At 62.2% G+C, this 22,889-nt stretch carries 24 protein-coding genes; 18 read left to right on the top strand and 6 right to left on the bottom strand.

Annotated elements, in window-relative coordinates; translation table 11 throughout:
• The 3 genes from IE126_RS26415 to IE126_RS21960 all read right to left on the bottom strand — a co-directional run.
• On the bottom strand, positions 1 to 521 hold a 521-nt coding region (locus tag IE126_RS26415; RefSeq protein WP_189382259.1), incomplete at its 3' end, for a transposase family protein.
• A 146-nt stretch (positions 522 to 667) separates the two neighbouring features.
• Positions 668 to 1,306, bottom strand: a complete 639-nt coding sequence (locus IE126_RS21965) for a hypothetical protein (RefSeq protein WP_229825789.1) — start codon at positions 1,304 to 1,306, stop codon at positions 668 to 670.
• The gene (locus IE126_RS21960) at positions 1,303 to 1,713 is read right to left on the bottom strand and encodes a hypothetical protein (protein ID WP_189382257.1); all 411 of its coding nucleotides are present in this window, start codon (positions 1,711 to 1,713) and stop codon (positions 1,303 to 1,305) included. The genes IE126_RS21965 and IE126_RS21960 overlap by 4 nt, the downstream gene beginning before the upstream one ends.
• 191 nt (positions 1,714 to 1,904) lie before the next feature.
• On the opposite strand from IE126_RS21960, the gene IE126_RS21955 reads away from it, so the two are divergent.
• The 15 genes from IE126_RS21955 to IE126_RS21885 all read left to right on the top strand — a co-directional run bounded on the left by IE126_RS21955 (position 1,905) and on the right by IE126_RS21885 (position 17,347).
• A complete protein-coding gene (locus IE126_RS21955) occupies positions 1,905 to 2,243 on the top strand; it encodes a hypothetical protein (protein ID WP_141135736.1) in 339 nt (112 codons plus the stop codon).
• A gap of 49 nt (positions 2,244 to 2,292) precedes the next feature.
• A complete protein-coding gene (locus tag IE126_RS21950; protein ID WP_229825787.1) occupies positions 2,293 to 2,841 on the top strand; it encodes a lytic transglycosylase domain-containing protein in 549 nt (182 codons plus the stop codon).
• A gap of 21 nt (positions 2,842 to 2,862) precedes the next feature.
• Complete coding sequence (locus tag IE126_RS21945; RefSeq protein WP_189382255.1) at positions 2,863 to 3,162, top strand: TrbC/VirB2 family protein; 300 nt, start codon at positions 2,863 to 2,865, stop codon at positions 3,160 to 3,162.
• Positions 3,163 to 3,177: 15 nt separating this feature from the next.
• Positions 3,178 to 3,444, top strand: coding sequence for a VirB3 family type IV secretion system protein (locus IE126_RS21940; RefSeq protein WP_189382254.1), 267 nt, complete (start codon positions 3,178 to 3,180; stop codon positions 3,442 to 3,444).
• Positions 3,434 to 5,776, top strand: coding sequence for a VirB4 family type IV secretion/conjugal transfer ATPase (locus IE126_RS21935; RefSeq protein ID WP_189382252.1), 2,343 nt, complete (start codon positions 3,434 to 3,436; stop codon positions 5,774 to 5,776). The genes IE126_RS21940 and IE126_RS21935 overlap by 11 nt, the downstream gene beginning before the upstream one ends.
• A 242-nt stretch (positions 5,777 to 6,018) precedes the next feature.
• Complete coding sequence (locus IE126_RS21930; RefSeq protein WP_189382250.1) at positions 6,019 to 7,110, top strand: lytic transglycosylase domain-containing protein; 1,092 nt, start codon at positions 6,019 to 6,021, stop codon at positions 7,108 to 7,110.
• A complete protein-coding gene (locus IE126_RS21925; RefSeq protein ID WP_189382248.1) occupies positions 7,107 to 7,904 on the top strand; it encodes a type IV secretion system protein in 798 nt (265 codons plus the stop codon). The genes IE126_RS21930 and IE126_RS21925 overlap by 4 nt, the downstream gene beginning before the upstream one ends.
• 2 nt (positions 7,905 to 7,906) lie before the next feature.
• Positions 7,907 to 8,386, top strand: coding sequence for a hypothetical protein (locus IE126_RS21920; protein WP_189382246.1), 480 nt, complete (start codon positions 7,907 to 7,909; stop codon positions 8,384 to 8,386).
• A complete protein-coding gene (locus tag IE126_RS21915; protein ID WP_189382244.1) occupies positions 8,368 to 9,384 on the top strand; it encodes a type IV secretion system protein in 1,017 nt (338 codons plus the stop codon). The genes IE126_RS21920 and IE126_RS21915 overlap by 19 nt, the downstream gene beginning before the upstream one ends.
• Positions 9,385 to 9,431: 47 nt before the next feature.
• A complete protein-coding gene (locus tag IE126_RS21910) occupies positions 9,432 to 10,112 on the top strand; it encodes a virB8 family protein (RefSeq protein WP_189382243.1) in 681 nt (226 codons plus the stop codon).
• Between the two features lies 1 nt (position 10,113).
• Positions 10,114 to 10,830: a TrbG/VirB9 family P-type conjugative transfer protein gene (locus IE126_RS21905; RefSeq protein WP_189382242.1), complete on the top strand. Its 717-nt coding sequence runs from the start codon at positions 10,114 to 10,116 to the stop codon at positions 10,828 to 10,830.
• Positions 10,827 to 12,146: a TrbI/VirB10 family protein gene (locus IE126_RS21900; protein WP_189382241.1), complete on the top strand. Its 1,320-nt coding sequence runs from the start codon at positions 10,827 to 10,829 to the stop codon at positions 12,144 to 12,146. Before IE126_RS21905 ends, IE126_RS21900 begins: the two co-directional genes overlap by 4 nt.
• A complete protein-coding gene (locus IE126_RS21895) occupies positions 12,146 to 13,132 on the top strand; it encodes an ATPase, T2SS/T4P/T4SS family (RefSeq protein ID WP_189382240.1) in 987 nt (328 codons plus the stop codon). The genes IE126_RS21900 and IE126_RS21895 overlap by 1 nt, the downstream gene beginning before the upstream one ends.
• A gap of 64 nt (positions 13,133 to 13,196) precedes the next feature.
• Positions 13,197 to 15,407, top strand: coding sequence for a hypothetical protein (locus tag IE126_RS21890; protein WP_189382239.1), 2,211 nt, complete (start codon positions 13,197 to 13,199; stop codon positions 15,405 to 15,407).
• A 2-nt stretch (positions 15,408 to 15,409) separates the two neighbouring features.
• Positions 15,410 to 17,347 carry a type IV secretory system conjugative DNA transfer family protein gene (locus IE126_RS21885; RefSeq protein ID WP_189382238.1) on the top strand — a complete coding sequence of 646 codons (1,938 nt, stop codon included), beginning with the start codon at positions 15,410 to 15,412 and terminating at the stop codon, positions 17,345 to 17,347.
• Positions 17,348 to 17,455: 108 nt separating this feature from the next.
• Here IE126_RS21885 and IE126_RS21880 read toward each other — a convergent pair whose 3' ends face one another.
• Positions 17,456 to 18,877 (bottom strand): phospholipase effector Tle1 domain-containing protein, encoded by a 1,422-nt coding sequence (locus IE126_RS21880; RefSeq protein ID WP_189382237.1) that lies wholly within the window; start codon positions 18,875 to 18,877, stop codon positions 17,456 to 17,458.
• A gap of 424 nt (positions 18,878 to 19,301) precedes the next feature.
• Here IE126_RS21880 and IE126_RS21875 point away from each other — a divergent pair, with 424 nt between their 5' ends.
• From IE126_RS21875 to IE126_RS21865, 3 genes are read left to right on the top strand one after another with little or no spacing between them, the layout of a single operon-like run.
• Positions 19,302 to 19,580 carry a hypothetical protein gene (locus IE126_RS21875; protein ID WP_189382236.1) on the top strand — a complete coding sequence of 93 codons (279 nt, stop codon included), beginning with the start codon at positions 19,302 to 19,304 and terminating at the stop codon, positions 19,578 to 19,580.
• A gap of 48 nt (positions 19,581 to 19,628) precedes the next feature.
• Positions 19,629 to 20,954, top strand: a complete 1,326-nt coding sequence (locus tag IE126_RS21870) for an SMODS domain-containing nucleotidyltransferase (RefSeq protein ID WP_189382235.1) — start codon at positions 19,629 to 19,631, stop codon at positions 20,952 to 20,954.
• Positions 20,944 to 21,525: an SLATT domain-containing protein gene (locus IE126_RS21865; RefSeq protein ID WP_189382234.1), complete on the top strand. Its 582-nt coding sequence runs from the start codon at positions 20,944 to 20,946 to the stop codon at positions 21,523 to 21,525. Before IE126_RS21870 ends, IE126_RS21865 begins: the two co-directional genes overlap by 11 nt.
• A 122-nt stretch (positions 21,526 to 21,647) precedes the next feature.
• On the opposite strand, the gene IE126_RS21860 is transcribed toward IE126_RS21865, so the two are convergent.
• Together IE126_RS21860 and IE126_RS21855 are read right to left on the bottom strand one after the other, a co-directional pair.
• The gene (locus IE126_RS21860; RefSeq protein ID WP_189382233.1) at positions 21,648 to 22,424 is read right to left on the bottom strand and encodes an RES family NAD+ phosphorylase; all 777 of its coding nucleotides are present in this window, start codon (positions 22,422 to 22,424) and stop codon (positions 21,648 to 21,650) included.
• Positions 22,384 to 22,764, bottom strand: coding sequence for an MbcA/ParS/Xre antitoxin family protein (locus IE126_RS21855; protein ID WP_189382232.1), 381 nt, complete (start codon positions 22,762 to 22,764; stop codon positions 22,384 to 22,386). The genes IE126_RS21860 and IE126_RS21855 overlap by 41 nt, the downstream gene beginning before the upstream one ends.
• Between the last annotated feature and the right edge of the window lie 125 nt (positions 22,765 to 22,889).

Below are 22,889 nucleotides of genomic sequence, written 5' to 3'. Positions count from 1 at the left end.
TCGACAATGATCGTGCCGTAGGTCTGCGACTTCCGCCAGCTCCAGTCGTCGATCCCGATGACGGTCGGCGGCTCGGCAGTGTCTTGAGCACGGTTCTTCAGCTGCCTAAGCACCGTGTCATCACTGACCCCAAGGCCCAAGCGGTGCAAGAGCCGCTCGGCAGGCCGCCCGCCGGTCGCGTGCCCAAGATGGCTGACAATTTCCCCGACACGCGAAGTGCGCCGCGCAAAAGGACGCGCAATCGAGCCGATCTGGTCCGAGAAAGTCCGGCGCGGGCAGGCGGGTGCCAAACATCGCCAACGGCAAACCCAGAGGGTTACCGTAACCCCGTCACCATGGGCGGGATAATCCTGCAGCCGCCTACGCCGCCAGCCGTGACGACGTCGCGATTGCAATCCACAGTCTGGGCAGATGCCGTTTGGTGTCAGACTGCCGGATACAGTCCACCCGCCGGAATCGCGCCGCTCAACGCTTTGAACGGAAACATCGCTCCCGGGCGACCAGTGCTTCCTTGAAATCACCACTATCCCTCCTGAATCTTCCCGTTCTCAGGATAGTGCGCCACACAGATTGAGGCAGAGCCTGTTAGTACGCCTTCAGTCAGCCGCGACATTATTCCGGGTGGCTCGTAAGCGTTTACGTTAGTCAGATTGCGTGTGGAGAAGTTTCAGTAGTGGACCTCTTCGTGTCCGTAGCTTCCTTCATAGTCGCGCCACTCGACGAAGACCGACCGGTGCCAATAGCTGCGACAGTCGGCCGGCACCGCGAAGTCTGAGGCGGTCGGCACCGCAGAAACGCTGCTCCGACGACGGCTGTAGTCGCCTTGAGCTCCGTAGGTACCCATGTAAACGGTGCCTCGGCTGTTGCAGTCGCCATCAGAGCTGCGTCGCTGCTGGTAGGTGATCTCGAACACGCGGATCGAGCGGACGAAGTCAAACGCCGGATCGGAGATGTCGACATCCGCTCGATCTTGGACAAGCTGAAGCGCCAGCGGCGTTTCCGGGATCGAAACGAGCGACACCGGTTCACCGCGAACAGCGATGTCGAACAAGCGCTCAATCGGTTTCGCTTCCTGCCGGACACTCGCCCGCATCGGACAGTTCCAGATCTGTAGCGGCGGCTGGATCGGCCAGGGTGTGATGCGGCGGATGAAGACCGCGCGTGCATGGGCGCATTCGGCAGAGGCGGGCCAGCCCCCTGCGAGACAGAGCAGGATCGCGCAGTCGACCGGATAGGCAGCTGCCGGTGATACGACGGCAGTCGAAAGTCCGAGGCCGAGGAGCAGGGCAGGGAGGTGACGTTTCACGGGAGATCCTTTCTGACAGGGATGGTGTTGATGAGGCGAGTGTAGGCCTCGGTCGCAGCACGGGCCTCGTCCATGGCGCGGGCGCGCTCTTCATCGAGGCAGGCGATGTGTTCGGTGATCGAGGAGAAATACGCCTCGAACTCTGCGGCGATCTCTGTGCGGTACTCGGCCAGAACGTCTAGCGGCAGCTCGGTCATCGGTGCTTCGGGCGGCAGACAGCGAATCACCGCTGGTTGCGCGGCGGCGGTGTCCACACTGATCAGGGCGCAGGTTACGACGGTGAATGCGACACGCAGCACGCCCACCTGGCGTAAGAGGCGCCCTCGGAGCGGCAGCGGAAACGGGGTGCGATTTCCCTTGTTTCGTTGACCGTGCGAACCTTGCCGGGCGCCTGCTTTTGTCGACATCTCTGATCCTTCCCCTGTCGTCTGCCGTCCGACCGCCCATGCCGCGGGCGCCTTGGGCTGATCGCCTTGCAGACTTATTTTATCGTGTTTGTCATTTTTACGTTGTATGCGCCAGACTTTCTGTTAGGCATCGCCGCACGGAAAACTTTCCGTTACAACGATCCCCGACAGATCGAACCCGAGGGGAACCCATGACGACGAGAAGACGTGCTTTGCCCGTCTTGCTGGAACGCGATTTCCGCAAGATGGCTGCCACTGAGGGAGCGACGGTTGAGATCGAGTGTGTTTCTGCGCCGGACCCCGAAGGGCGCTTTTCGGGCGAGTGGCTGTTCTATGTCGTCAACGCTTCGGGCGAACGCTTCATGCTGGTTACAGCCCTTGCGCGGGAACGGATCGTCAACTCGCCGATCGGGATGTTCGGCCTCGCCTTCGGCAAGCTTGCCCTCGATCATCTCGACGTGCCTGCTGTCGCTGGCGATGTCAGGCGCGGCATGCGGAGCCTCGCAGGCCGAGGTGATCCGGTGGAATGAACCGGAGGGGCAGGGGGCAGAGATCAAGCTCGCCTCTCTTGATACCGCCGTGCTGCGCTATGACGGCCAGGGAAGACTGATTGTCCCGGAGAAACTTGCGAAGGACGAAGAAGCCGGGGAAGGGGAGGGGGAGACAGTCGACGTCTCTTTCAGCTCCAAGGGCGTTGCGGCACCGGCTGAGGTGCTACCCGCGATCCGGCTAATTGCTGCCCGCTATCAGGATGATCCGGCTCTCTTGGCGCTGGACCTCTCACCCGCCGAATGGGCCGCGTTCTTTCAGGCGATGATCAAGGTTGAGAGCAATTACATCCAAGGGGCAGTCAGCCACGCCGGTGCCCTTGGCCTCGCGCAGTTGATGCCCGGAACAGCGGACTATTTGCGCGTCGATCCGGCCGACCCGATCGAAAACCTTGACGGTGGTGCGCGCTATCTCCTCGAGCAGATGGACGAGTTCGGCAGCCTTGAGCTTGCGCTTGCCGCCTATAACGCCGGGCCCGACGCCGTGCGCAAATACGGTGGCATCCCGCCCTACGACGAGACCCAATCCCACATCGTGAAGGTGATGGCGGCTTACGACCGCATCCTCGCCGATCTCTGACCAGAAGGACAAATCCAAGACATGCGTAACGAACAAGTGGCTCTTCTGGGCCTGACCCTTTGCACCCTGGTGTTGGCGCAAGCCGAACCTGCCCTGGCCCAGGTGGTCTTTACTAAGGCCGAGACCGTGGCGACCGGCATCCTCGCCTCATTCCGAGGCACGCTCGCGACTGCCTTCTTCGGCATCGCCTTCGTGGTCACCGGGTTCCTTGCCGCCTTTAACCGCATCTCCTGGGCCTGGGTGGCGCTGGTCGTGGTCGGTGCCTTCCTCGTGTTCGCGGGGCCCGCCATTGTCGCCAATCTCCGTTCATCCTTCAGCTGAGGCGAGCCAGGACCCATGGAGAAAAGCGCGGTCATCCTCGGGCTCTCACGGCAAGCCAGGTTTCTGGGCCTGCCGATGCCCTATGCCATGGCAGTGGGAGCGATGACCGTGCTGCCCTTCATCCTGTTCAAACCGGTCTGGTGGTTCCTGACTGCCCCGGTCTGGTACGGCCTCGCGCGTCTTGCCACCAAGGTGAACCCCAACGGGCATCACGTCTTTGCCGTCATGATGCAAGTGACACCGCTCGCCATCCTGAACCGGAAGCGGCGCCATGTTTCTTGAGCGGGACAAGCCAAAGGGCAGGGCAGGGCGGTTGATCCCGGCCAGCCCGAAGATCTACGCCCATCTGCCTTACGTCATCGAGCTTGATGACGAGGTCGTCCGCACAAGGGACGATGCGCTGATGCTGTCGCTTGAGGTGACCGGCATCGACGGCGTCACGTCCGGGGCGGCTGCAGTCTCAGCTCTTCGGGCAGGCTTCGCGCATCTCATCGACACGCTCGATGAGCGTTTCACCTTCTATCTGCACCGGATGATGCGACCAGCGGACACCGGCATCGTGCCGATCCATGGGCTCAGCTTTGCAGCTGACATCGACAGGGCCTGGGGCAGGGAGCTTACCCGCCGCAACCTGCAGGACTCGGTGCTGATCCTGACAGTGGTTCGGCGCCAGGTCGCGCCGCTGGCTGTTCCGCTCTTCGGCAAAGCTGCCGCCCGGGTCTGGGGCGAAGACACCGCCCGCCGTCTGGAAGAATTGCGCGAGGTGGCCTCCATCCTCGAGACCGGTCTTGGCATCAAGACCCGCCGGATGAAGATCAGCGATGGTAACCTGGTCGGCTTCTACGCTTCGCTCCTGACCGGCGAGTTGCGGGACCATCCGCGCAGCCCGTACTGCCTCCTCGCGGAAGACGCCGCCGGTGCCTCCGTGCAGTTTGGCAAAGGCGTGGTCGAGATCGAAGAGGGGACGCCCACCCCAAAGCTTGCCGCCGTTCTCTATGTCAAATCCTACGCCAATGCGACCTGGCCGGGAATGCTCGACGCGCTTGGGGCCGCGCAGGATACGATCATCACGCACAGCTACACGCCGATTGAACGCGGCAGCATCGCCGAGCGGGTGAAGCGCCGCGTAGCCCAGATGCGATCGGCGGAAGACATTGCCGCCACGGTGGAGGCCCAGCTCTTCGAGGCGGCTGACAAGGCCGAAAGCGGCACGCTTGGCTTTGGCGTTCATCAGATGACAATCACGGTCTTCGCGGAAACCGAAACCGCGCTCGATGCAGAAGTCGCCCGCATCCGCGGCATCGCGCATCAGAATGGCATGCGGGTCGTGCGCGAGGTCACCGCGCTTGAGGCCGCCTTCTTCGCCATGCACCCGGGCAACATGGAGTATCGGGCGCGCGACATGACGGTGTCTTCAATCAATTTCGCCGACATGGCAGCCCTCCACGCCGCCGACACGGGAACGGAAAAGGCGCGCCTCCCTTGGGAGACGCCGATCACCGCTTTCCAGACCCTTCAGGGGTCGCTTCATCGCTTCAGCTTCCACGAACCGGGCGATCCGTCTGCGGAACCGACCAACGGCCATACCCTCGTCCTCGGCAAATCCGGTGGGGGCAAGACGACGACGGTAGCTTTCCTTGCTGCCCAAGCCCAGAGGGCAGGCGGCCGGACGATCATCTTCGACAAGGAAGCCGGTCTGAAGATGGCCGTGCATGCCCTCGGCGGTCGTTATGCCGAAGTTCGCGCGGGACGCCCGACGGGTCTGAACCCGCTCGCGACCGAGGCCGCAGAGCGCGGGGAAGCCTGGCTTCTCGACTGGCTGGTGGCACTTCTCGAATCCCGCTCCGGGCCGATGACGCCGCTGCAGTCCGAGGCCCTCAAGTCCGCTATCGCGCAGAACGGCAAGGCGCGCGAGGGTTTGCGGAACTTCCAGAGCTTCCAGGAGCTTTTTGGCGATGTCGGCGACGGCCTCGATCTGGCGCAGCGTCTCCGCGAATGGGGGCCGGACGGCCGCTATGGCTGGGTCTTTGGCGAGGCCCAAGAGCCGGTGGTGGATTTCACCAGCCATGATGTGACGGCTGTCGATCTGACAGAAATTCTCGACCTCGGCACCGAGCGCACCGCGATCCTCGGCTATCTCTTCCGCCGCATCGAGATGCTGATCGAGGAAAAGCGTCCGACGCTCATTCTGATCGACGAGGCCTGGAAGGTTCTCGACGACGAATACTTCGCCAAAAAGCTTGCTGAATGGCTGGTGACGGCCCGGAAGAAGAACGTGGTGGTCGTGATGATGACGCAGTTCCCGAGCCAGATCCGGGGATCGAAAGCCCGGTCGATCCTGGAAGCGCTGCCGAACCAGCTCCTGTTCCCGAACGGCGAGGCGGCCTCGGCCGACTACGAAAGTTTCCGCCTGACCGATGGCGAGCTGGATTTCGTCCTGAACCCGATCCCGGGTCAGCGACTGGTCCTGTCACGCTCCCCACGCGGTTCGACCGTCCTCAATGTCGATCTGAAGGCACTCGGGCCTTTGCTGACAGCACTTGGCGGTGGTCAGGCCGGGCTCAATGCCTTCGGCGCTGACTATGCCGCGCGGCCCAAATTCTGGAAGGAATGATTACCAAATGAAATCAATATATTACATAACTTTGCTTATCGGATTCGGATGTTTCGGCCTCGCGGGCTGCGCCGAAGTGCCGATCGCCAAAACCAATTGCTGGGCCACCGCTGGCTCCACTGTGACAACTTCCACCAAGGGCGCAAGCCCCGATGCGGGCCTTGTCTCGCGCGGCAACACCTCGCCTATCGATGTCATTCCCTGCCGCTAAGTCTCCCCGATCCGTCAGGGCACTTGCCCTGATGGCAGCAGCGCTGCCGCTGGCGGGTTTCGCGCAAGGCGTGCCCATTGCCGACGGCAAGTCGATCATCCAGCATGAGCACGAGATCGCCCAGATGAGCTATCTGAGCGGCGCGCGGGAGCTTGAGGCCGACAAGAAGGCGCGGATTGCCGAGTTGCATCAGGACCAGCTCGATGCGCTAGACGCCTCGCTGGCGATGATGACGGGCACCACGCCATGGATCGGCGATCTCGAGGTGATCCCGGGAGCCGAGGCGCAAGTGCTCTATGACGTCGAAGATGACAGCCCCTATGCGGCACGGCTCTTTGGCGATGGCAAGACCGGCATCGAAGAGATGATCGTCGCCACGGCGAAGAAATACGCGGGCCACCCGGGTCTCGCGCGGGCCGGTCTCAATCCGGTCGAGTTCCGCATCTGGTTCCAGAGCCTTGTGAAGCAGGAATCCGGGTTTTCCATCGGGGCACGCTCGCCTGTCGGCGCTTTCGGCCTCACGCAGGTCATGCCGGATACGGCAAAGGATCTCGGCATCTATCCGGCCTATTACGACGACCCGATGCTGCAGCTTGATGGTGGTGCTCGGTATTTCCTGACCCAGCTCAACAGCTTCGGCTCGGTGCCGCTGGCCTTGGCCGCCTACAATGCCGGCCCCGGCAATGTCTCGAAATACGGTGGCATCCCGCCCTTCAAGGAGACCCAGGATTACGTCGTCCGCATTACGGGGTATTTCAACGCCTATGCGGGCCGGATCAGTGGCATCGACCAGGTTGGCACCTTCGATCCCCGCGACATGGCGATCGCTACGGCTTCCAACGTCTCGGACGCCGGGTTGCACTATGGAATGGAGGCAAGCCTCGAGATCGAGGCTTCGCTGAAACGGCTTCGCGTCCTCATCGAGAAGATCCCGACCACCACGTCGGCAAAGGAAGCGCTGGATCTTAACACCTATGCCCGGGCTGAGGCGGTGCGGATCGCGCTGATGGTCGAGCGGGTCAAGGCCGCAAGGGTCAAGGTCGAACAGGCGCGCTACGCGCTCTGGATCGAGGCTTACGCCCGCGACGCAACATTCATCAAGGTAAAGGCTGGTTCCGAATGATCCCCAAGCGCATCCGGGGCGTCAGTGCCCTTCTCCTCTCTGCAGCACTGGCGCTTCCGCTGACAGCGACGGCTCAGGGTGTGCCGACCATCGACCTTACCAGCATCGCCAAAATCGGCGAGGTTCTGGCGCAAGCCAAACTTCAGGTGCGCGAGATGATCGCGTCGAACCTGAAGCTCGACGAGCAGATCCTGAAGCAGATCGAACAGATCACCACCCTGAAGGCGCAGCTTGACGCGCTCCGGAACGGGCTGACGCTGGAGGCCTTGGGCATTCCGGACCCAGACACTTTCTTTGACGACATCCTGCCGGACGTCGCTGACCTGACCGGAGGTTTGGTCGCAGCGAAGGACGGGAAGTATTCGCTGATGACGACTTCGGGCAAGGTCGGCGACAAGCCGGCCGGACAATATGTGTCCGACTTCTTCGCCTCGGTCGGTCTCGACACGGCTACGGTCGACACGCTTTCGAAGAGCGAGGACCCGGGTGCGGCGCGGATCGGCACGCAGGCCAACACGGCCGCCTTCCTGTCGGCCGCCGCGGAAACCTCCTCGGTCAAGGCGTCCGAAAGTCTCGAACGGGTGCACGATCTTGTCCAGGAGATCCCCGACACCGAAGGGCTGAAGGAAGCCATAGACCTTAACACAAGGGTCACGGCCGAGCTGTCCATCGCCATGGCCAATATCTGGAACATGGAATCCGCCCAGCTCATGGGCATGGGGGAAGCCGGCGTCATGGATGCCGCCACGGCCGCCGAGGAAGAGAAGTTCATCAAAGTGATCGGGGAGGAATGAAAATGGGGATGCTGCAAGCGAAACCCTTCAGCACGGCGCTGATCCTGGCGACCCTCTTGACGGGAATGGCCACGGCCGAGACCCCTGCCCCGACCGATCTGGCGCAGGAAGAAGCCTTCCTCGACGTCCTGCCGAAGATCGACGTGCCGGACGACGTCCCGCCGGTCCCGGGCGCGATGAACGAAGAATTCCGGAACTGTGAGTCTCAGTGGCCGCCGGAATATGCCATGAGCCAGAAGGGGCCTGAGGCCCGTGCCTATCGGGATATCTATGGCTACGTGAAGGTGCGGAACGTGATCGACACAAGCGACTGCACCTGTGCAGGGAAGGTTGCAGCCTGGTCCGACGTGGACCTCATTGCAGCAGCTATCCGCAAAAAAACCGGAGAAGAGCAACTGAGCTGGCAGGACACCAAGGTGATCTTCGACGCCTCGAATGAGCTGTTTCCCATCGCCGAGACCATGTGTGGCGGTTCTTTCTGATGGACAGCGTCTCGACCATTCTGACGACTTTGGATGCGGCGATCACGACGGCGGGCCAGCGGTTTTTCGAGGCAACGGCCAGTGCCGTCGGCCCGATCTATTCGAGCCTCCTCGCGCTCCTCCTCGTCATGGTCGGGATCAACGCTGCCCTCAATGTCTACCGGATCGCCATGCGCGACGCGGTGCAGCTCGCCTTCCGCATCGTCATGGTGCTGATGTTCGGTCTCACCTGGTCAAACTTCAGCCAGATCTATCAGGCCGCCAGCAACGGGCTGAGTTCCATGGCGATTGAGTACTTCCGCCTTGGCGGGAGCGGTGTCGCCACCTCCGCGACTGCGGCGATGGATGACATGGCCAACATGATGGCAGGCAACGTGGACTCGGTCTCCGCCGCCATGTCCTCGATCATGCGCGGCTTCGTTGCCGCGATCCTCTATGTCGTCCTCGGCATCCTGATGGCGGTTTATGTCTTCATCGTCGGCTTCGCCAAGCTGATGATCGCTTTCCTTCTGGGTGTCGCCCCGCTCGCCATCGGGGCCACGATCTTCGAGAAGACCAAGGGCATCTTCGAGGCCTGGCTCTCGGCGATGATTGGCTATCTGATGTACCCGGTCGCCTCCGCAGGGATCATCGTCGCCGTCGTCACGGTGGCGCATGACGTGTTTCGAAACGCAGATGCGGTAACCGATCTCGGGTCGATCCTCGGCTTCTTCGTCATCGTCTTCGTCGGCATTTTCGCTCTGATGGCCATCCCGAATGCCGTGACGCATATCACCGGCCAGATCAGCCTTGCCAGCATTGCGCCCCAGGCTCTGCGGGTTGCGGGCAAGCCGCTGGAAAAGGCCAGTGACTATTCCGCACGGCGCATGAACGAGTTCCGCTCTGGCTTCATGACCGGCAAGACCGAACATCACTATCTACGCGATCAGGCGCGATCTGATGCCGAGCGCGGCCATGCCGCAAGGGCGCGCTTGGGCCAGTTCATCCGCGACAGCTGACCAACCGCCCTCAAATCTGCGCCACCCCCATTTTCCGGAGCAAGATCATGTCAGGTTCCCCCCCTGAACTGAGAAGTTTTCTCGAGGCCGAGATGTTCTTTGGCGTGAAGAAGCGCGAGCGCATCGCCTATGCGGTGGCGGGCGGCGGTCTCGCCATCGGCCTCATGGGGATGATTGCCATCGTCACGCTCCTGCCTCTGAAACAGACCGAGGCCTTCCTCGCCATCGTCGACAAGGACACCGGCGTGGCCGAGCGCGTGGTGGCGGTCGACAAGGCCGGAATGGAACAGGTCGAAGCGATCCGCCAAAGCCTCCTCTTCGCCTACGTCACCGACCGCGAAACCTATGATCAACATGACAATGAGGAACGGATCCTCCGCGCCTATACTTGGTCTGAGGCCAATGCGAAGTCGTCCCTTGTGGCGCTCTGGACCGAAGGGCATCCGAACTACCCACCGAAGCTCTACGGCGAGAGCTCCAAGGTCCGGGTCGACATCCTTTCGATCACGCCGGTGACCGAGACCACCGCACAAGTTCGCTTCACCAAGACCTGGGTTTCGGATGGCGAGGGTATCCCCGACCGGGAGGGCAAGTTTACCGCGACCGTCACCTACCGGTTCGAGCCGACCAAACAAACCGCACTCAATCTCGTCTGGCAGAACCCGACCGGGTTCCTCGTCACCGACTACCGCCTCACGTCCGAGGCCCTGACCCCTTCGGAAGGCTGACATGACCCCACGCTTCACATTTTTCGCGGCGGGTCTTGCGGCCAGCCTTGCCTCCCTGCCCGCCCTTGCCGAGACCTCCCCGAAATCCGGCAGTCATGACGCTCGGGTGACCTATGCCACCTACCAGGAGGGTCAGGTCTACCGGATCACCACGCGGCTCCGGACCGTGACCCTCGTCGAGCTGGGCGACGGCGAAAAGATCCAGTCCATCGCCATTGGTGACCTCGAAAGCTTCAAGATCGACAAGCTCGAGCGGTCGAACCTCTTCATCATCAAGCCCGTGGTCACCGGTGCCACGACTAACCTGACGGTCGAGACCCAGAAGAACATCTACTTCCTGCAAGTGACCGAAAGCGCCAAGGCCAACCCGAACTATTCGGTGAAATTCACCGTGCCGGGCAGTTCCCGCGGCACCTCGCCCGAAACAGACATCCCGGCGACCCTGCCGATGACCTACAAACTCATGAAAAAGGGTAAGAGGCTGCCGGACTTCGCGCCGGTGACGATTTCTGACGATGGGCGAAAGACCACTTTTGTCATCCCGCCCGGCGCACCGATGCCGACGATTTTCCGGGCCGATGCCAAGGGGCAGGAATACTCGGTCAACTCCGCCGTGCGCGGCACCACGATCACCGTCAGCACCCGCTCGGAACGCTGGGTCCTGCGCTACGGAGATGACTATGTCTGCGTGACCGCGGACGTGGGGACCCTTCAATGAGCGAGGACGATCAGGACAGGAAACTCGCCGCGCGCATGGCTCGCATGAAACCTGCCGAAGCACCAAAGCGTCGCAGCGGCGTGAACCCCTATGCCCTCTCGGCCGTCACCGCCGTGGCGGGCGTCGGCGTCGGGGCCTGGCTCGTCCTCGCCGCGCCGGAGGCCCCTGCCCCGGCACCCGGGCTGGAAACCGCCTCGGTCAGTGATTTCCAAGGCGCGCAAGGCGCCGACGGGTTTTCGATCACGAAAGAAAAGCCGCAGATCGTCCCTGCCGTCACGGACACTTCCGAGGCGGACCGGCTGCATGCCGAGATTGAAGCCCTGAACGCCCAGATCGCCGATCTGAAGGCCAATCCGGTGACCGTTACCGATGAGGCGGCGCTCGCGGATCTGAAAGCACAACTGGCGGCCCTCGATGCCGATGCCAAGGCACGCGAGGCGGCCCTCTCCGACCTCGAACGCGAGAACATCCGGCTTCAGACCGAGCTTGAGACCAAGGCTCTCGTCGAGGGTGACGCCGAGGCCGAAGCGGCCCGGGCCCGCGAAGAGGAGTTGGCTCGGAGGCGCCAGGAAGCCGAGATGCTGAAGGAAGCCCAGATCCACTCCGACATGGTCGCGATGCGCTCCTCCATGGATATGGGCGGGGAGACGGGTGGCGCAGCTCCGACCGGTCCAGGAGGTGGAGGTGCCGCTGCCACTGGCGATGAGGCCTTCCGGCGCGCGGCGGCCAAGTCGGCCGAGGTCCGCCAGGCGGAGGCAATCGCCAACCCTGCCTATACCGTTATGCAGGGCACCCTGATCGAGGCCTCGTTGGAGACCGCCGTCAGCACCGATGTTTCCGGCAATGTCGCCGCCGTGGTCAGTCACGATGTCTGGTCCTTCGATATGTCCCGCGTCCTCATCCCGCGCGGCTCCCGTCTCTTTGGCCGTTACGATTCCGAGGTCGATGCAGGTCAACGCCGGGTGCTGATCGCCTGGGACCGGATCGTGACCACCGATGGCCAGTCCGTGGAACTCGCAGCTTACGGCACGGACCGCATCGGGCGCTCCGGCCTTCCCGGCAAGGTGCGCAACCACTTCCTGCAGCGCTTCGGCACCGCCGCCCTAATCTCGGTGATCGGGGCCGTCCCTGCGATCGCCGCCGCCCGATACGAAGGCGACGAGGTGGCATCCGACACCGCCGAGAACGTCGGCAATGACCTCGGTGAGGCGGTGAATGATGTCATGGCCGACTACCTGCGCATCCCGCCGACGATCAGCGTCAATCAGGGGGCTGTCGTCATGGTCCGGGTCGACGCCGATATCGAGTTCTACTGATGAGCTATCTCGATACCTATCTCGGGCAACTCGACGCGGCACTCGCTGACCCGGCCGTCATGGAACTTGCGATCAATGCCGATGGCACGATCTGGGTCGAGAGGTCGGGGCAAATCCATATGGGACCGAGCGGGCTTGCACCCCTGCCCGCGCGCTCAGTGCGCGACCTCGCCGCGCAGATCGCCAATTCGACCTCGAACACCTTCACGGAAGCCGCACCGCTTGTCTCGGCCGCCGTTCGCTACCGTGATCTGATGCTGCGCTGTCAGGTGGTCGGCACACCTGCTGTCTCTGGCGGCACGGTCATCGGCATCCGGGTGTTTCGATCGCGACAAGGGGATCATCGGCGCGCGCCGCGCTCCTTCAGCTTCTTGCGGGGACAGGAGAAGTCTCTGGAAGAGGAACGGCGGGTCATGGTCGCGGAAATCCGTGCCGGATCCGAAGGGGCGGATGTCGATGCCTTTCTCGGGCGGCTCGTCTCTGAGCGGCTGAACGTCATCGTCTCGGGCGGCACCTCCACCGGCAAGACCGAGCTCGGCCGCAAGCTTCTGGAGATGGTCGCTCCCGATGAGCGCATCGTCACCATCGAGGATTCCCTCGAACTCCTGCCCGGCCAGCCCAATACCGTAAGCCTGATCGCGCAGCGTGACGAGGCCTCGCCCCGCTCGGCGGACAAGCTTCTGCAGGCGACCCTGCGGCTTCGGCCAGACCGGATCATCCTCGGCGAATTGCGCGGGGCGGAAGCCGCGACGTTTCTCGATGCGATCAACACCGGCCATTCCGGCTCTTTCACCACGCTCCACGCCCATTCGGCGCGCAAAGCGATGGACCGGCTGGCGCTTCTCGTTATGGCACAGGGCACCAAGCTCAGCTTCGCCGAGGTCATCCGCTACCTCGAGACATCGATCGACGTGATCCTGCAGATGGGCCGCCAGGGCGACCGCCGCGGGATCATGGAGATGTATTTCCCTGGGCTCGACGACTGACAGGCTGCGGTCTCCCAGCCCTTCTTCCCCACTTGACCGGCCAGCGAGCCAAAAGGTTGCATTCATGGACCAGGACATTGACGGCCAGCAGATAAACGGGTCCGCAGGGCGCGCCGCGAGCCAAGAGCCCGAGGCTGGTGGGACCCGTGGGGTCCCAGAGCGGAAGAAAGCATACTTCTCCGTCCGTTTGACCTTTTCCGGAACTTCTCAGGAATTCGAAGATCCACGTCTTGCCGGCGAGGCCTTCTTCCGGGCCGATCCGGCTGAGCGGCCCTCGGTGACCCATGTCGACGGCAACACCGCCCGGACCATTGCCCGCACGGAACTCCATGGGACACACGAAGGCGGCGTGACGCGGTATTTCAAGTCGCTGCCGGACTCGCACGCCCCCGATGCAGAATTCCGGGCCGGGTTTCTGTCAGCGATGGAGGCTTCGATCACCGAGCGGCTTGAGAAGGTCACAAACGGCCGGGATGGCGCAAATGTCGTCGAGCGGCTGGACGCCGGGCTGAAAGACGACCTCGAGGCCTTTGCACGCCGCGAGCCCGAGAAGGCAGCAAGCCTTTGGTCTGACCGGACGGAGGAACCTGCGCCAGGGCCCATTTTGCAGGCGGCGGTGAAGGCCCGGGAAGGCGTGGTGGAAGCGGAAGCGCAGGTTGGTCAGGTCGTCACGTCGGAGAAGCCGCAGGTGGTTGCGACCGGAGATTGGGTAGATACAGACCGGGATGTCGAACTGCGACCGGTAGCGATGAGGACCGGCAGGGGGGTGCATGCGGGCTTTGAGGCAAGGTCACCCAAAGGCGAGGCGGAGATCAGCTTTTCGGACCGGACTCTTGCGACCAGCCGGGAGGCCCTGCGCCACGCCTGGGATTTCTACGAAGGCGGCGAAGAGGGGTTGGAGATTGCCGTCAGCCGGGCCGCGGCCATGGATCGCGACATGGGCGACGATGCAGACCGCAGGCCGTCGGGCCTCGTGCTCGAACATCGGGAACAGCCGGAATTCCCCCGCCCGGAAACCGCGATCTACGCGGGCGAAGAGGCCCAACTGGTGCTGACCCTTGGCCGAGACACCGAGGCAAGCCGCGATCTGGCCGAGCGGCTCGTCGCCGATCCGGATTTCCGGAAGGTGGTGGCCGAGCACATTCCCGAGGCTGAGGTCACGCTTGGCACTGGCCGGTTTGTCGACGGCGAGGGCTCCGCAGGCTTTCTGCCCGATTACCTTCTCGCGGTCACATCTTATGGCCGCGACGGCAGAGCTGAGGTTCTGGCCAAGTTCCCGGATGAAGGGCCGCTGAGTGAGGCCCTGGCCAGGCATCTGGCCGAGAGCCCGGTTCTCACGGCCCATGTCGAAGACGAAAGGTTGCACAGCGACTTCACGGCTGATCCCGCGCGGGCGATCTCCGCCTGGGTGGCGCAGTCGGATGCCCGGATCGACCGACTGCCGTCCGAGCAACAGGAAGAGCTGCGATCCGAAATGCTGGGTATCGCCAAGGAAGCCGCGGCAGCCTTTGGTCTCGACAGAGATCAGGCCGGGCGCGAGGCCCCTCCACGTTCGACACTCTACAGCACGGCGATCAGACCGAATTCGGTGGTCATCGGTGATGAAGAGACCAAACTCGAGAAAGGTCGCGGCGAGACGCTTCATGCAGTCCTGAGCTTGACGGCAAATCTCGCGGGGATCGAAGCCAAGAAGCTCCAGTCTCGACTCGAGACAGGGACTGCAAACGCCCGCGAAGAGGAAGCCTGGGTGAAATCCGATCTCAGCGACGTCGCCAAGCGTCACAGCTATGACCTCGACAACCCGCAAGGCCGCAGCGCGGCCGCCGAACGCCTGGATCGCTTCTACGAACGCGCCGCTGAGATGATCCAGTCCGCCCGCGGCATCGATCTGTCGCGAGCCCGTGATCCCATGGTCGAGGCCCTGGACAAGATGGCGAAACTCCATGCCCAGCAAGGCTCCGTCGTCTTCCGCAATGAGACGCAAGCACGGGATTTCACTGAGGAGATGAAGGAGCGTTATGGCGCTTCCGTCCTGAAAGACATGGCCGCCGGGCGCACCGATGCCTTGGCCAAGGATGTTCCCGACGCGAGCGCCCGCCAGGCTATGGCAGCGGCCGTTGTTTCCGCGGCAAAGGAACACCCTTCCCTCGGCCTCAGCGCCCATGAGGTCGAGGCTGCAGAGCGCCGGATGGCTGCCGAGGCCGCGAACAAGCCGCCGGAACATGCGCGCGCGCCTGTTCATGACCGGACACATGCCAAGGACCGGGAATTCTGACCATGCACCGTATCGCGCTGTTGCTCCCGCTCGGTCTGTCGGCCGGGCTCCTCGTGGGCCTCATTGCCGGCGGCCTCGCTCTGAACCTGATCTTGGGCCGCGATCCGAACGCGACCGGCATCTTCGTCCTGATCGAAGAATTCCCGGGTTTCGCGCGGTTGTCGTCCGTGCCTTGGGTTCTGCCCTGGCAGATCGTCGGTGCCTCGACCGTTCTCTTCACGATTGCCGCCGTCGCCCTGACCTTCCGCCAGCAGCTCACAGGCTATGGTCAGGCCAAGTTCCAGGCCCGCCCTGAAATGAAGGCGAATGGTCTCTTGCAGCCCTTGGGCGCCGGCATGGTCTTCGGCAAGCTCGGGGCACCTTCAAAGCGCGCGCCTTACGTCAGCGCCACGTTCCAGAAGTTCCCGCATTGTCTGGTTGTCGCGCCCACCCGCGCCGGCAAGGGCGTGGGCTATGTCATCCCGAACACGCTTCTGTTCAACGGCAGCATCGTCGTCCTTGACGTGAAGGGCGAGATTTTCGAAGCAACGTCTCGGCACCGGCAAGCGGAGGGCGATGCGGTCTATCGCTTCTCGCCATTCGATTTTGAACATCCGACCCATCGCTACAACCCGCTCGAACGCGTTGCTCGCATTGAAAACTTGGAACAGCGCTACACGGAACTCGCCAAGATCTCGGACTACTTCCTGACAGTTTCGGACAAGGGGACGGCGGGCGACTTCCTGACCGAAGGGCGCGAGCTGTTCGTGGCTGCTGGCCTTCTGGCCATTGAACGGGGCAAGCCCACCATCGGCGAGATCAGCCGCATTCTCTTTGGCCGGGGTGCGACCCAGGAGGTCTACGGCGAACATGCCGAAGAGGTGAAACACCCCAACGCCGCCCAAACCTTCCGCAAGTTTGCAGGCTACTCCGACCGGACACTGTCCTCCCATGCCTCTGTCCTGGGCGGCGCGGGCATGACCCTCTGGAACAACCCGGCGGTAGATCGCGCAACATCTGGCAACGACTTCTCCTTCACGGATCTCCGCAAGCGCCCGATGTCGATCTATGTCGTCGTCAACGCCGATGACATCCGCACCCTGTCGCCGCTCGTCCGGCTCTTCTTCGGCGAACTCATCGCCACGATGCGTTCCACCCTCCCCGACCCAAAATCCGAACTCTGGCCCGTCATGGTCATGCTCGATGAATTCGACCAACTCGGGCCTATGCCCATCGTCGAGCAGGCCCTGAAACAGCTCGCCGGTCACGGCGCGCGGGTCTCGATCATCACCCAGTCGATCCCCGGCCTCGACAACATCTATGGCGAAAACGTCCGCATGTCGCTTGAGTCCGCCGCCGGCATGAAGCTCTACCTCGCCGCCAACGACAAGAAGACGGCAGGGGAAATCTCAGACGCATTGGGCAAGACGACCAAGCTTTCGGTGTCGGACAGTGTGTCACGGGATCGGGATTTCATGCAGCGGCGGTCGGTGAGCCGACGAATGGAGGAGCGGCCGCTCCTGACGCCCGACGAGGTGCGCAGGTTGAACCCGGATCAGGCCATCCTCATCCCGGAGCGGCAGAACCCGCTCCTCGTCCATCGGATCGTCTACTTCCATGACCCGACGTTCAAGACGCTCTTCGAAGCGCAGTCCGGGCCCCTGCCCTATCCATCAAAGGACGGCGCAACCCTACGGGCGCTGGCGGCGCGGGTGGAGGAGTTGGAGCGGCAGGCCGTGCAGAAGGTAGTTGTGGATTTCGTGCGGCCTGAGAAGGTGAAAGCTGGATCCGAGCCACCGGCGGTGTCCGCGCCGAAGCTGGCGGCAGAGATCATGGCGGACAGAGTCGTGACCCCCAAGACGGAACGGCGGCCAGACCTGGAAGTTCTCACGCCGCCACAAGAAAAAGCCCTCGCGCGAATGGGCCGCTTCACAGCGAAACTCGCAGAGCGGGCCGAATAAGATCTGAAAGAATGGGCAGTGGGTCGCCAGGTTTGCCGCATACGCAGGCCACATTCACGAAGGCTGGAATGCAACTTGGTGCGGCGTTTCGTCGTGGGTGTCAGCGGTTCATTGCCCGTAATAGCATTCCAAGGCCTTGCGGCCCTTCAGTTGTTCCGGGCGATAGGGCTTCACCTCTCCAGATTGGACCACCGCATCAGCTTTCAGGCGCTCGGTGACCGAAGGATGGAGCGGGAAGTCGTCCCCGACTTCCCGGATTCCCTTCTTCCAGCCAATTCGCAGAGGCCCTGCGCTCAACATCGCGTCTTCACGATGTTGCATCCCCAAGGGATCGGGCCAGAGGTGAAGAACGCCTTCGTTGATCTGGATGGAGGGCACGCACTCCCTCAGTTCCTGGATCATCCAGTCCAAGGCAATATCGCTGAGGCGTGACTCCGCCTCCGGGTAACTGCCGCCGATGTCGCTATGACAGCCGGCAAACCAAACTTGTTTGAGCCATTTGGGCTCCCGTTTTGCAGTCTCGATGGCCGCTTTCTTTGAAGCCCAGCCAACGCGCGGGAAGTCGGCCCGGTCCTCGTCAATAGCCATGGCATGCCGCGCATGCTGGACATCGGGATCGAGCCATTGATCATAGTTTTGTTTGCTCCACCCCGCGAAATGTCCGGTTCTCCAAAGCTGCCGCCAATCTGATGGCCGCCAAAGCTTCAGTTTGCGTGAAGGGTCGTCCGAGAAGTACTTGAAGTTGTCGGCGAGCAAGGTGCCGAGTTGAAAGAGGAGGGATGCGAGCAACAGCCCCAGTGGTCCGAGAACCCACCAGGTCCAGCCCAAAGCCACACCAGCGTAGACCCCAACCCCGACGAGCAGCGTTGTGCCCCAGACCAAAGCTCGTACGACCGCCGTTCGCAACGATGCAACCGTATCGAAAACGCCGATGAAAGTCGGTTGCACGTTACCCTGCTTATCCTCGCCTTCGACTGGCGAGGAGGAGTATTTCTGGCGAAAACGATGCCCCAGTTCTTCTCGATGTGTGAAATAGGGGTTCCGACCGCGAGGCCTCCCTGCGCCATGATTGTAGACGAATTTCACGGCGTCTTTCGCGATTTTGCGAAGCCTTGGGCCAGATCGAGGAACCGGCGTGCCATCCGGCATCTTTGTCGGGACGCCGCAGAGGTTCATCACATTTGCCAAGGCCCTGACGGTGTAGGCGCCGCGTGAAAATCCGAACAGAAGCACGCGATCGCCCGGCTGGTAGTGCGCAATGATCTGCTCGTAGCAGTCTATAATGTTGTGGTCGATGCCGGTGCCGACAGCGCTCTCGAGGATTGGTTTGATGCGCCGAAACAAACCCCCGCTTTCGCCGGTGCCGAGGCCGGGGTCGTAGAAGGCAACTTGCTCCGCCGGGTTTATCGGGGAGTCAGGACCAGGGCGCATGGCGCGGTACATCTTGTAGACATTCGATAACCGCTGATCGGGGCGAACCCCGCCCATCTGACCGGTACCGTCCGAAAAAATGCAGATGTTCTTTACCAATTTCCCACCTCGACAATTGCTGCGCCCTGAAGTTGATGCGCCGCACATGAGATCAATCTAGACAGAATTATCGATCGTTTGGAAGTGGCGCGGAGAGCGCGAGAACGCCGGTTTCGCCCCCGGACGAAGCCGGGCCGGCGCTGTGGCTGTTGCTCGGATCCCACACGGCGTTCCAAAGCTAGCCAGCCCAAGACCGCCGCTCTACTTTAACCGACAGCTGCCCCGCAGCCGGCTTTCGTGCTTGCTGCGGAACCGCCGGTCAGCCCATCTCGGGGACAAGAATATGCCGGCGCAGGACGAGGAAGAGCAGCCAAGGCTCCTTTCAACCGCTGATTTCGTACATGTGCAACCGCCCCTTGCGGCATTTGGACTCACCCACTATATACGGAGTCTGACTTCGAGTCCGGCCACAAGGTGATGTAGGATGACTCAGGGTTTTAAGGCCGTGCCGAGCGGTATCCGGCTCAACGAAGAAGACGCTGCCATCGTCAAAGGAATGCTCGCCCGCGGGGATCGTCAACATGACATCGCCGCCTGGTTTGGCGTAAACGGCGGCCGGATAGCAGAGATCTCGACTGGCGCAAAGTTCGCCCAAGTGAAACCGACCGACCTAGCCGGTCTTCCGCCGCAGGGGCCTTATTTGTCAGGCCGGCAGTCCGCCGCGCTCTTGGCGAAGCTCGGCTTTAACTACGCAGCCGAGTAACTAACAAATTTGTGCCCATTTGGGCCGAAGGCACATAGCGAGGCGCACATGAGCATTTCGGACGACTTCAAGACCTTTCTCGACAACATCAAGATCGACAACGCTGCGACGATTGGGTCGCGGTACGGCGAAGTGACCGCTGCACTGAACAAGGAGTTTCGCGACACGGAGTCCAAGACGGCGAATAGTCTCCAAGTTGGTTCTTATGGTCGATGGACAGCGATCAATGGTATCTCGGACTTGGACATGATCTACGTCATGCCGGCGGGCAAGTGGGAGGACTACAAGGACGGTCGACAGTATGAGCTCCTCCGAGACGCGAGGGCCGCGATCAAGCGGCGATACCCTTCGACAACGGTAAAGGTAGATCGCTTGGTGGTCCGGGTACTCTACAAAGACTTCCACCTCGAGGTGATGCCAGCCTTCAAGCTCGCAGATGGGAGCTACAAATATCCTGACACCGCCAATGGCGGGTCGTGGAAGATCACGAAGCCCCAGGCTGAGCTTGATGAGATGAAGGAGGCCAACGCGCGGAAGAACCGAAATCTACGTCGCTTGTGCAAGATGGCCCGTGCCTGGAAAAACAAGCACGGTGTCGCAATGGGCGGCCTTCTGATCGACACGCTGGCGTACAACTTCCTCGAGTCGACCGACGACTACGATACGAAGAGCTACCATTACTACGACTTTATGTGCCGGGATTTCTTCGAGTTTCTGGCCGATCAACCCGAACAATCCGAATATGCCGCACTGGGCAGCCGCCAACGCGTTCGTGTGAAAAAGCGCTTCGAACGCAAGGCAAAGAAGGCCTACGAGTTGTGCCTCAAAGCGATCGAGGCAAGCGGCCAAAAGAACGAGCGTCAGAAGTGGCGAGATGTCTTCGGCAACGCTTATCCTGCCCCCGCAAAGAGTGCAGCGGGAGAAGCCGCAGCATACGCCCATGTCTTCAAGAACACGGAGGAATTTGTCGAAGACAGATTCCCTGTCGATATCCGATACGACCTTCGCATCAACTGCGAAGTTACCCAGGACGGATTCCGACCTACGATGCTACGGCAGCTCTTGGAGGGGTACGGCGTGCTCCGGCCACAAAAAAAGCTCCGGTTCTTCCTGGCAGATGCATCGGACCTGCCCGAAAACGTGGAGTTGTACTGGAAAGTACTGAACCGCGGCGATGAAGCGGAGCGGCGCGATATGATCCGTGGCCAGATCGTACACGACGAGGGACGAGCCGAGCGTCAAGAGACGACAAACTTCCGCGGGGACCACCTTGTCGAATGCTATGCCGTAAGCCGCGGCGTGGTTGTCGCACGCGACACAATCCGAGTTCCGATTCGCGTGCGAGACGCCCAGGACGAAAACTATGCCGCCTAGCTACGACATCGCCTTCGAAGACCAAATCCGTGAGTGCTTTGGACGAGTCGTACACACTCACAAAACGCACGAAAGGATGGCTGACCGCTGCGCCGGGAGCCTGCGTGTTTTCAAATGGGCTCAGATCACACTCTCCGCGCTTACAAGCGCCGGAGCCGTAGGCGTGGTGGTAAAAGAGGGTGCTTTCCTTGAGCTGGTGACCGCGGCTTTGTCGTTCCTAACCCTGCTGGTGGCGGCGTATCTCAAGAACTTTGATCCAGGGGCCACAGCTCAGAAACATCGCGATGCTGCCGCAAAACTCTGGAACATTCGCGAATGTTATCAATCACTGCTGACTGATCTCCCAAAGATGCCGCACGAGCAAGCCGTTGAGCGTCGTGACGAGTTACAGGCTATGCTCGCGGCTCTTTATGTGGGGGCGCCTCAGACTGATGGAAAGGCCTATGAGGAAGCCCAGGACCGGCTGAAAAACATGGAGGACATGACGTTCTCAGACGCAGAGATTGACTGCTTTTTGCCCTTATCCCTAAAGCGCTCTGGCGGACGACCTAGGCCAGGTGCAGAACCCTGAACCGACGCCGCCGTGAACGGCCGCATTGAGTTCATTGTGTCAAATGAAGGCGACCGCAGCGAACGGCCGTTTCCCGCCCCCTGCGTCGGCGGGCCAGCCGTTGCCGTGCGCCCACAGAACAATCACCGTGCCCGCGGCCGGTCCCAGATCATGCCGGCAAGGCGAGGATCGTCCGCGAACGAGCCCGGCGGGAACTCGATCCCGAGGCGCGGGTGCTCGCGGACGGCCTGCGCTCCGGTCCGGTTGACGCGGATGCGCCATGTCTGCCGTTCGACCGGCGCGGGGCTGCCGAACGCCCGGCAGGTCAGCACCGCGAAATTCGCCCCGCGCGCCGGATCGCGCACGGAAGCGTAGCGGATGACCTCCACCCCGACCTCGCGCGCGGTCTCGGCAAGGCCCTGGCACGGCTCGTAGTCGGTCAGGTGCTGCCATCGGCCCGGGTCCGCCGCCAGTGCACCCGTGGTCAGATCAAGTGCCACAGAAGCGGCCAGATCGACCGAAAAGGCAGTGTATTCGGCGGCATCATCCGGGAAGGGCGTCTCCGGGCTCTCGGCGTAGAAGAGGAAACGATAGAACACCATCTCGGCCGTCGCGGTCTCGGGCCGCTCCGCACCATACCAGACGCCCGGCGTGACCCCGGCCCGGCGGAAGCGAGAGCCCTGCGGATAGGGCCGATAGCGGAACGGCGTTGAAAGCAGATAGTCGAGATGGCGGCACTCGGGCGGAACAGGCGGCTTGGTCTCGTCCAGGATGGTTTCCAGCACGTCTTGCTCACCGAGGCTGTCGACGAGTTTCAGCGTCGAGACACGGTGCTGCGCTTCGACCAGTCGCCAGGCCGGGCTTTCAAGCGGCCGGGCCTCAGAGCGGAGCGCGTCGGGCGTCCAGATAGGTGACGACATCCACGAGTCCCTGGGCAGAGGCAATCCGTTCGGCGGGGCGTGCCCCGAGCGCAGTATTGGGTGCCGTCAGCCACGCCCGGGCAACGCCCTCATCCCCGCCCGTGATCGCATCCAGCGAGCGGAAGGCACGCACCAGAAGTGCGGCAAGCTCGAACGGCTTGCCATGATCGGTCAGGGCGGCTTCCCCGCTCTTGAAACGGGACACCTGCGCCTCGGAGACGCCAAGCACCTCGGCAAGGAGACGGCCCGAGATGTCGAGCCGTTCAGCCGCCCGGAGGACGGCTTTGGTCAGGACCGCCCTGCGATCCGGCTCTGCGGAGTGTCTGTGAGCATTCAGCATGATCGCCTCCTTTCCCGATGTAACATAGTGCATAAAAGTTCCTGTGGAAAGAATAAACGATCGCGAATTTGCGCCTCGCACAGTGACGGTCGTCTGATTGTCCCAATACCTCTGACATCCATGAA

Source organism: Gemmobacter nanjingensis (assembly GCF_014652195.1).
GTDB lineage: Bacteria > Pseudomonadota > Alphaproteobacteria > Rhodobacterales > Rhodobacteraceae > Gemmobacter > Gemmobacter caeni.
The sequence above is the reverse complement of the archived record's forward strand: the minus strand, read 5'-3'. Positions and strand labels throughout refer to the sequence as shown.

Bases quoted from the DNA above. Each gene is read 5' to 3' on its own strand.
- IE126_RS21960 (WP_189382257.1), bottom strand. From the start codon at position 1,713: ATGTCGACAAAAGCAGGCGCCCGGCAAGGTTCGCACGGTCAACGAAAC.
- IE126_RS21955 (WP_141135736.1), top strand. From the start codon at position 1,905: ATGACGACGAGAAGACGTGCTTTGCCCGTCTTGCTGGAACGCGATTTC.
- IE126_RS21945 (WP_189382255.1), top strand. From the start codon at position 2,863: ATGCGTAACGAACAAGTGGCTCTTCTGGGCCTGACCCTTTGCACCCTG.
- IE126_RS21940 (WP_189382254.1), top strand. From the start codon at position 3,178: ATGGAGAAAAGCGCGGTCATCCTCGGGCTCTCACGGCAAGCCAGGTTT.
- IE126_RS21935 (WP_189382252.1), top strand. From the start codon at position 3,434: ATGTTTCTTGAGCGGGACAAGCCAAAGGGCAGGGCAGGGCGGTTGATC.
- IE126_RS21930 (WP_189382250.1), top strand. From the start codon at position 6,019: ATGGCAGCAGCGCTGCCGCTGGCGGGTTTCGCGCAAGGCGTGCCCATT.
- IE126_RS21925 (WP_189382248.1), top strand. From the start codon at position 7,107: ATGATCCCCAAGCGCATCCGGGGCGTCAGTGCCCTTCTCCTCTCTGCA.
- IE126_RS21920 (WP_189382246.1), top strand. From the start codon at position 7,907: ATGGGGATGCTGCAAGCGAAACCCTTCAGCACGGCGCTGATCCTGGCG.
- IE126_RS21910 (WP_189382243.1), top strand. From the start codon at position 9,432: ATGTCAGGTTCCCCCCCTGAACTGAGAAGTTTTCTCGAGGCCGAGATG.
- IE126_RS21905 (WP_189382242.1), top strand. From the start codon at position 10,114: ATGACCCCACGCTTCACATTTTTCGCGGCGGGTCTTGCGGCCAGCCTT.
- IE126_RS21900 (WP_189382241.1), top strand. From the start codon at position 10,827: ATGAGCGAGGACGATCAGGACAGGAAACTCGCCGCGCGCATGGCTCGC.
- IE126_RS21895 (WP_189382240.1), top strand. From the start codon at position 12,146: ATGAGCTATCTCGATACCTATCTCGGGCAACTCGACGCGGCACTCGCT.
- IE126_RS21890 (WP_189382239.1), top strand. From the start codon at position 13,197: ATGGACCAGGACATTGACGGCCAGCAGATAAACGGGTCCGCAGGGCGC.
- IE126_RS21885 (WP_189382238.1), top strand. From the start codon at position 15,410: ATGCACCGTATCGCGCTGTTGCTCCCGCTCGGTCTGTCGGCCGGGCTC.
- IE126_RS21875 (WP_189382236.1), top strand. From the start codon at position 19,302: ATGACTCAGGGTTTTAAGGCCGTGCCGAGCGGTATCCGGCTCAACGAA.
- IE126_RS21870 (WP_189382235.1), top strand. From the start codon at position 19,629: ATGAGCATTTCGGACGACTTCAAGACCTTTCTCGACAACATCAAGATC.
- IE126_RS21865 (WP_189382234.1), top strand. From the start codon at position 20,944: ATGCCGCCTAGCTACGACATCGCCTTCGAAGACCAAATCCGTGAGTGC.
- IE126_RS21860 (WP_189382233.1), bottom strand. From the start codon at position 22,424: ATGTCGTCACCTATCTGGACGCCCGACGCGCTCCGCTCTGAGGCCCGG.
- IE126_RS21855 (WP_189382232.1), bottom strand. From the start codon at position 22,764: ATGCTGAATGCTCACAGACACTCCGCAGAGCCGGATCGCAGGGCGGTC.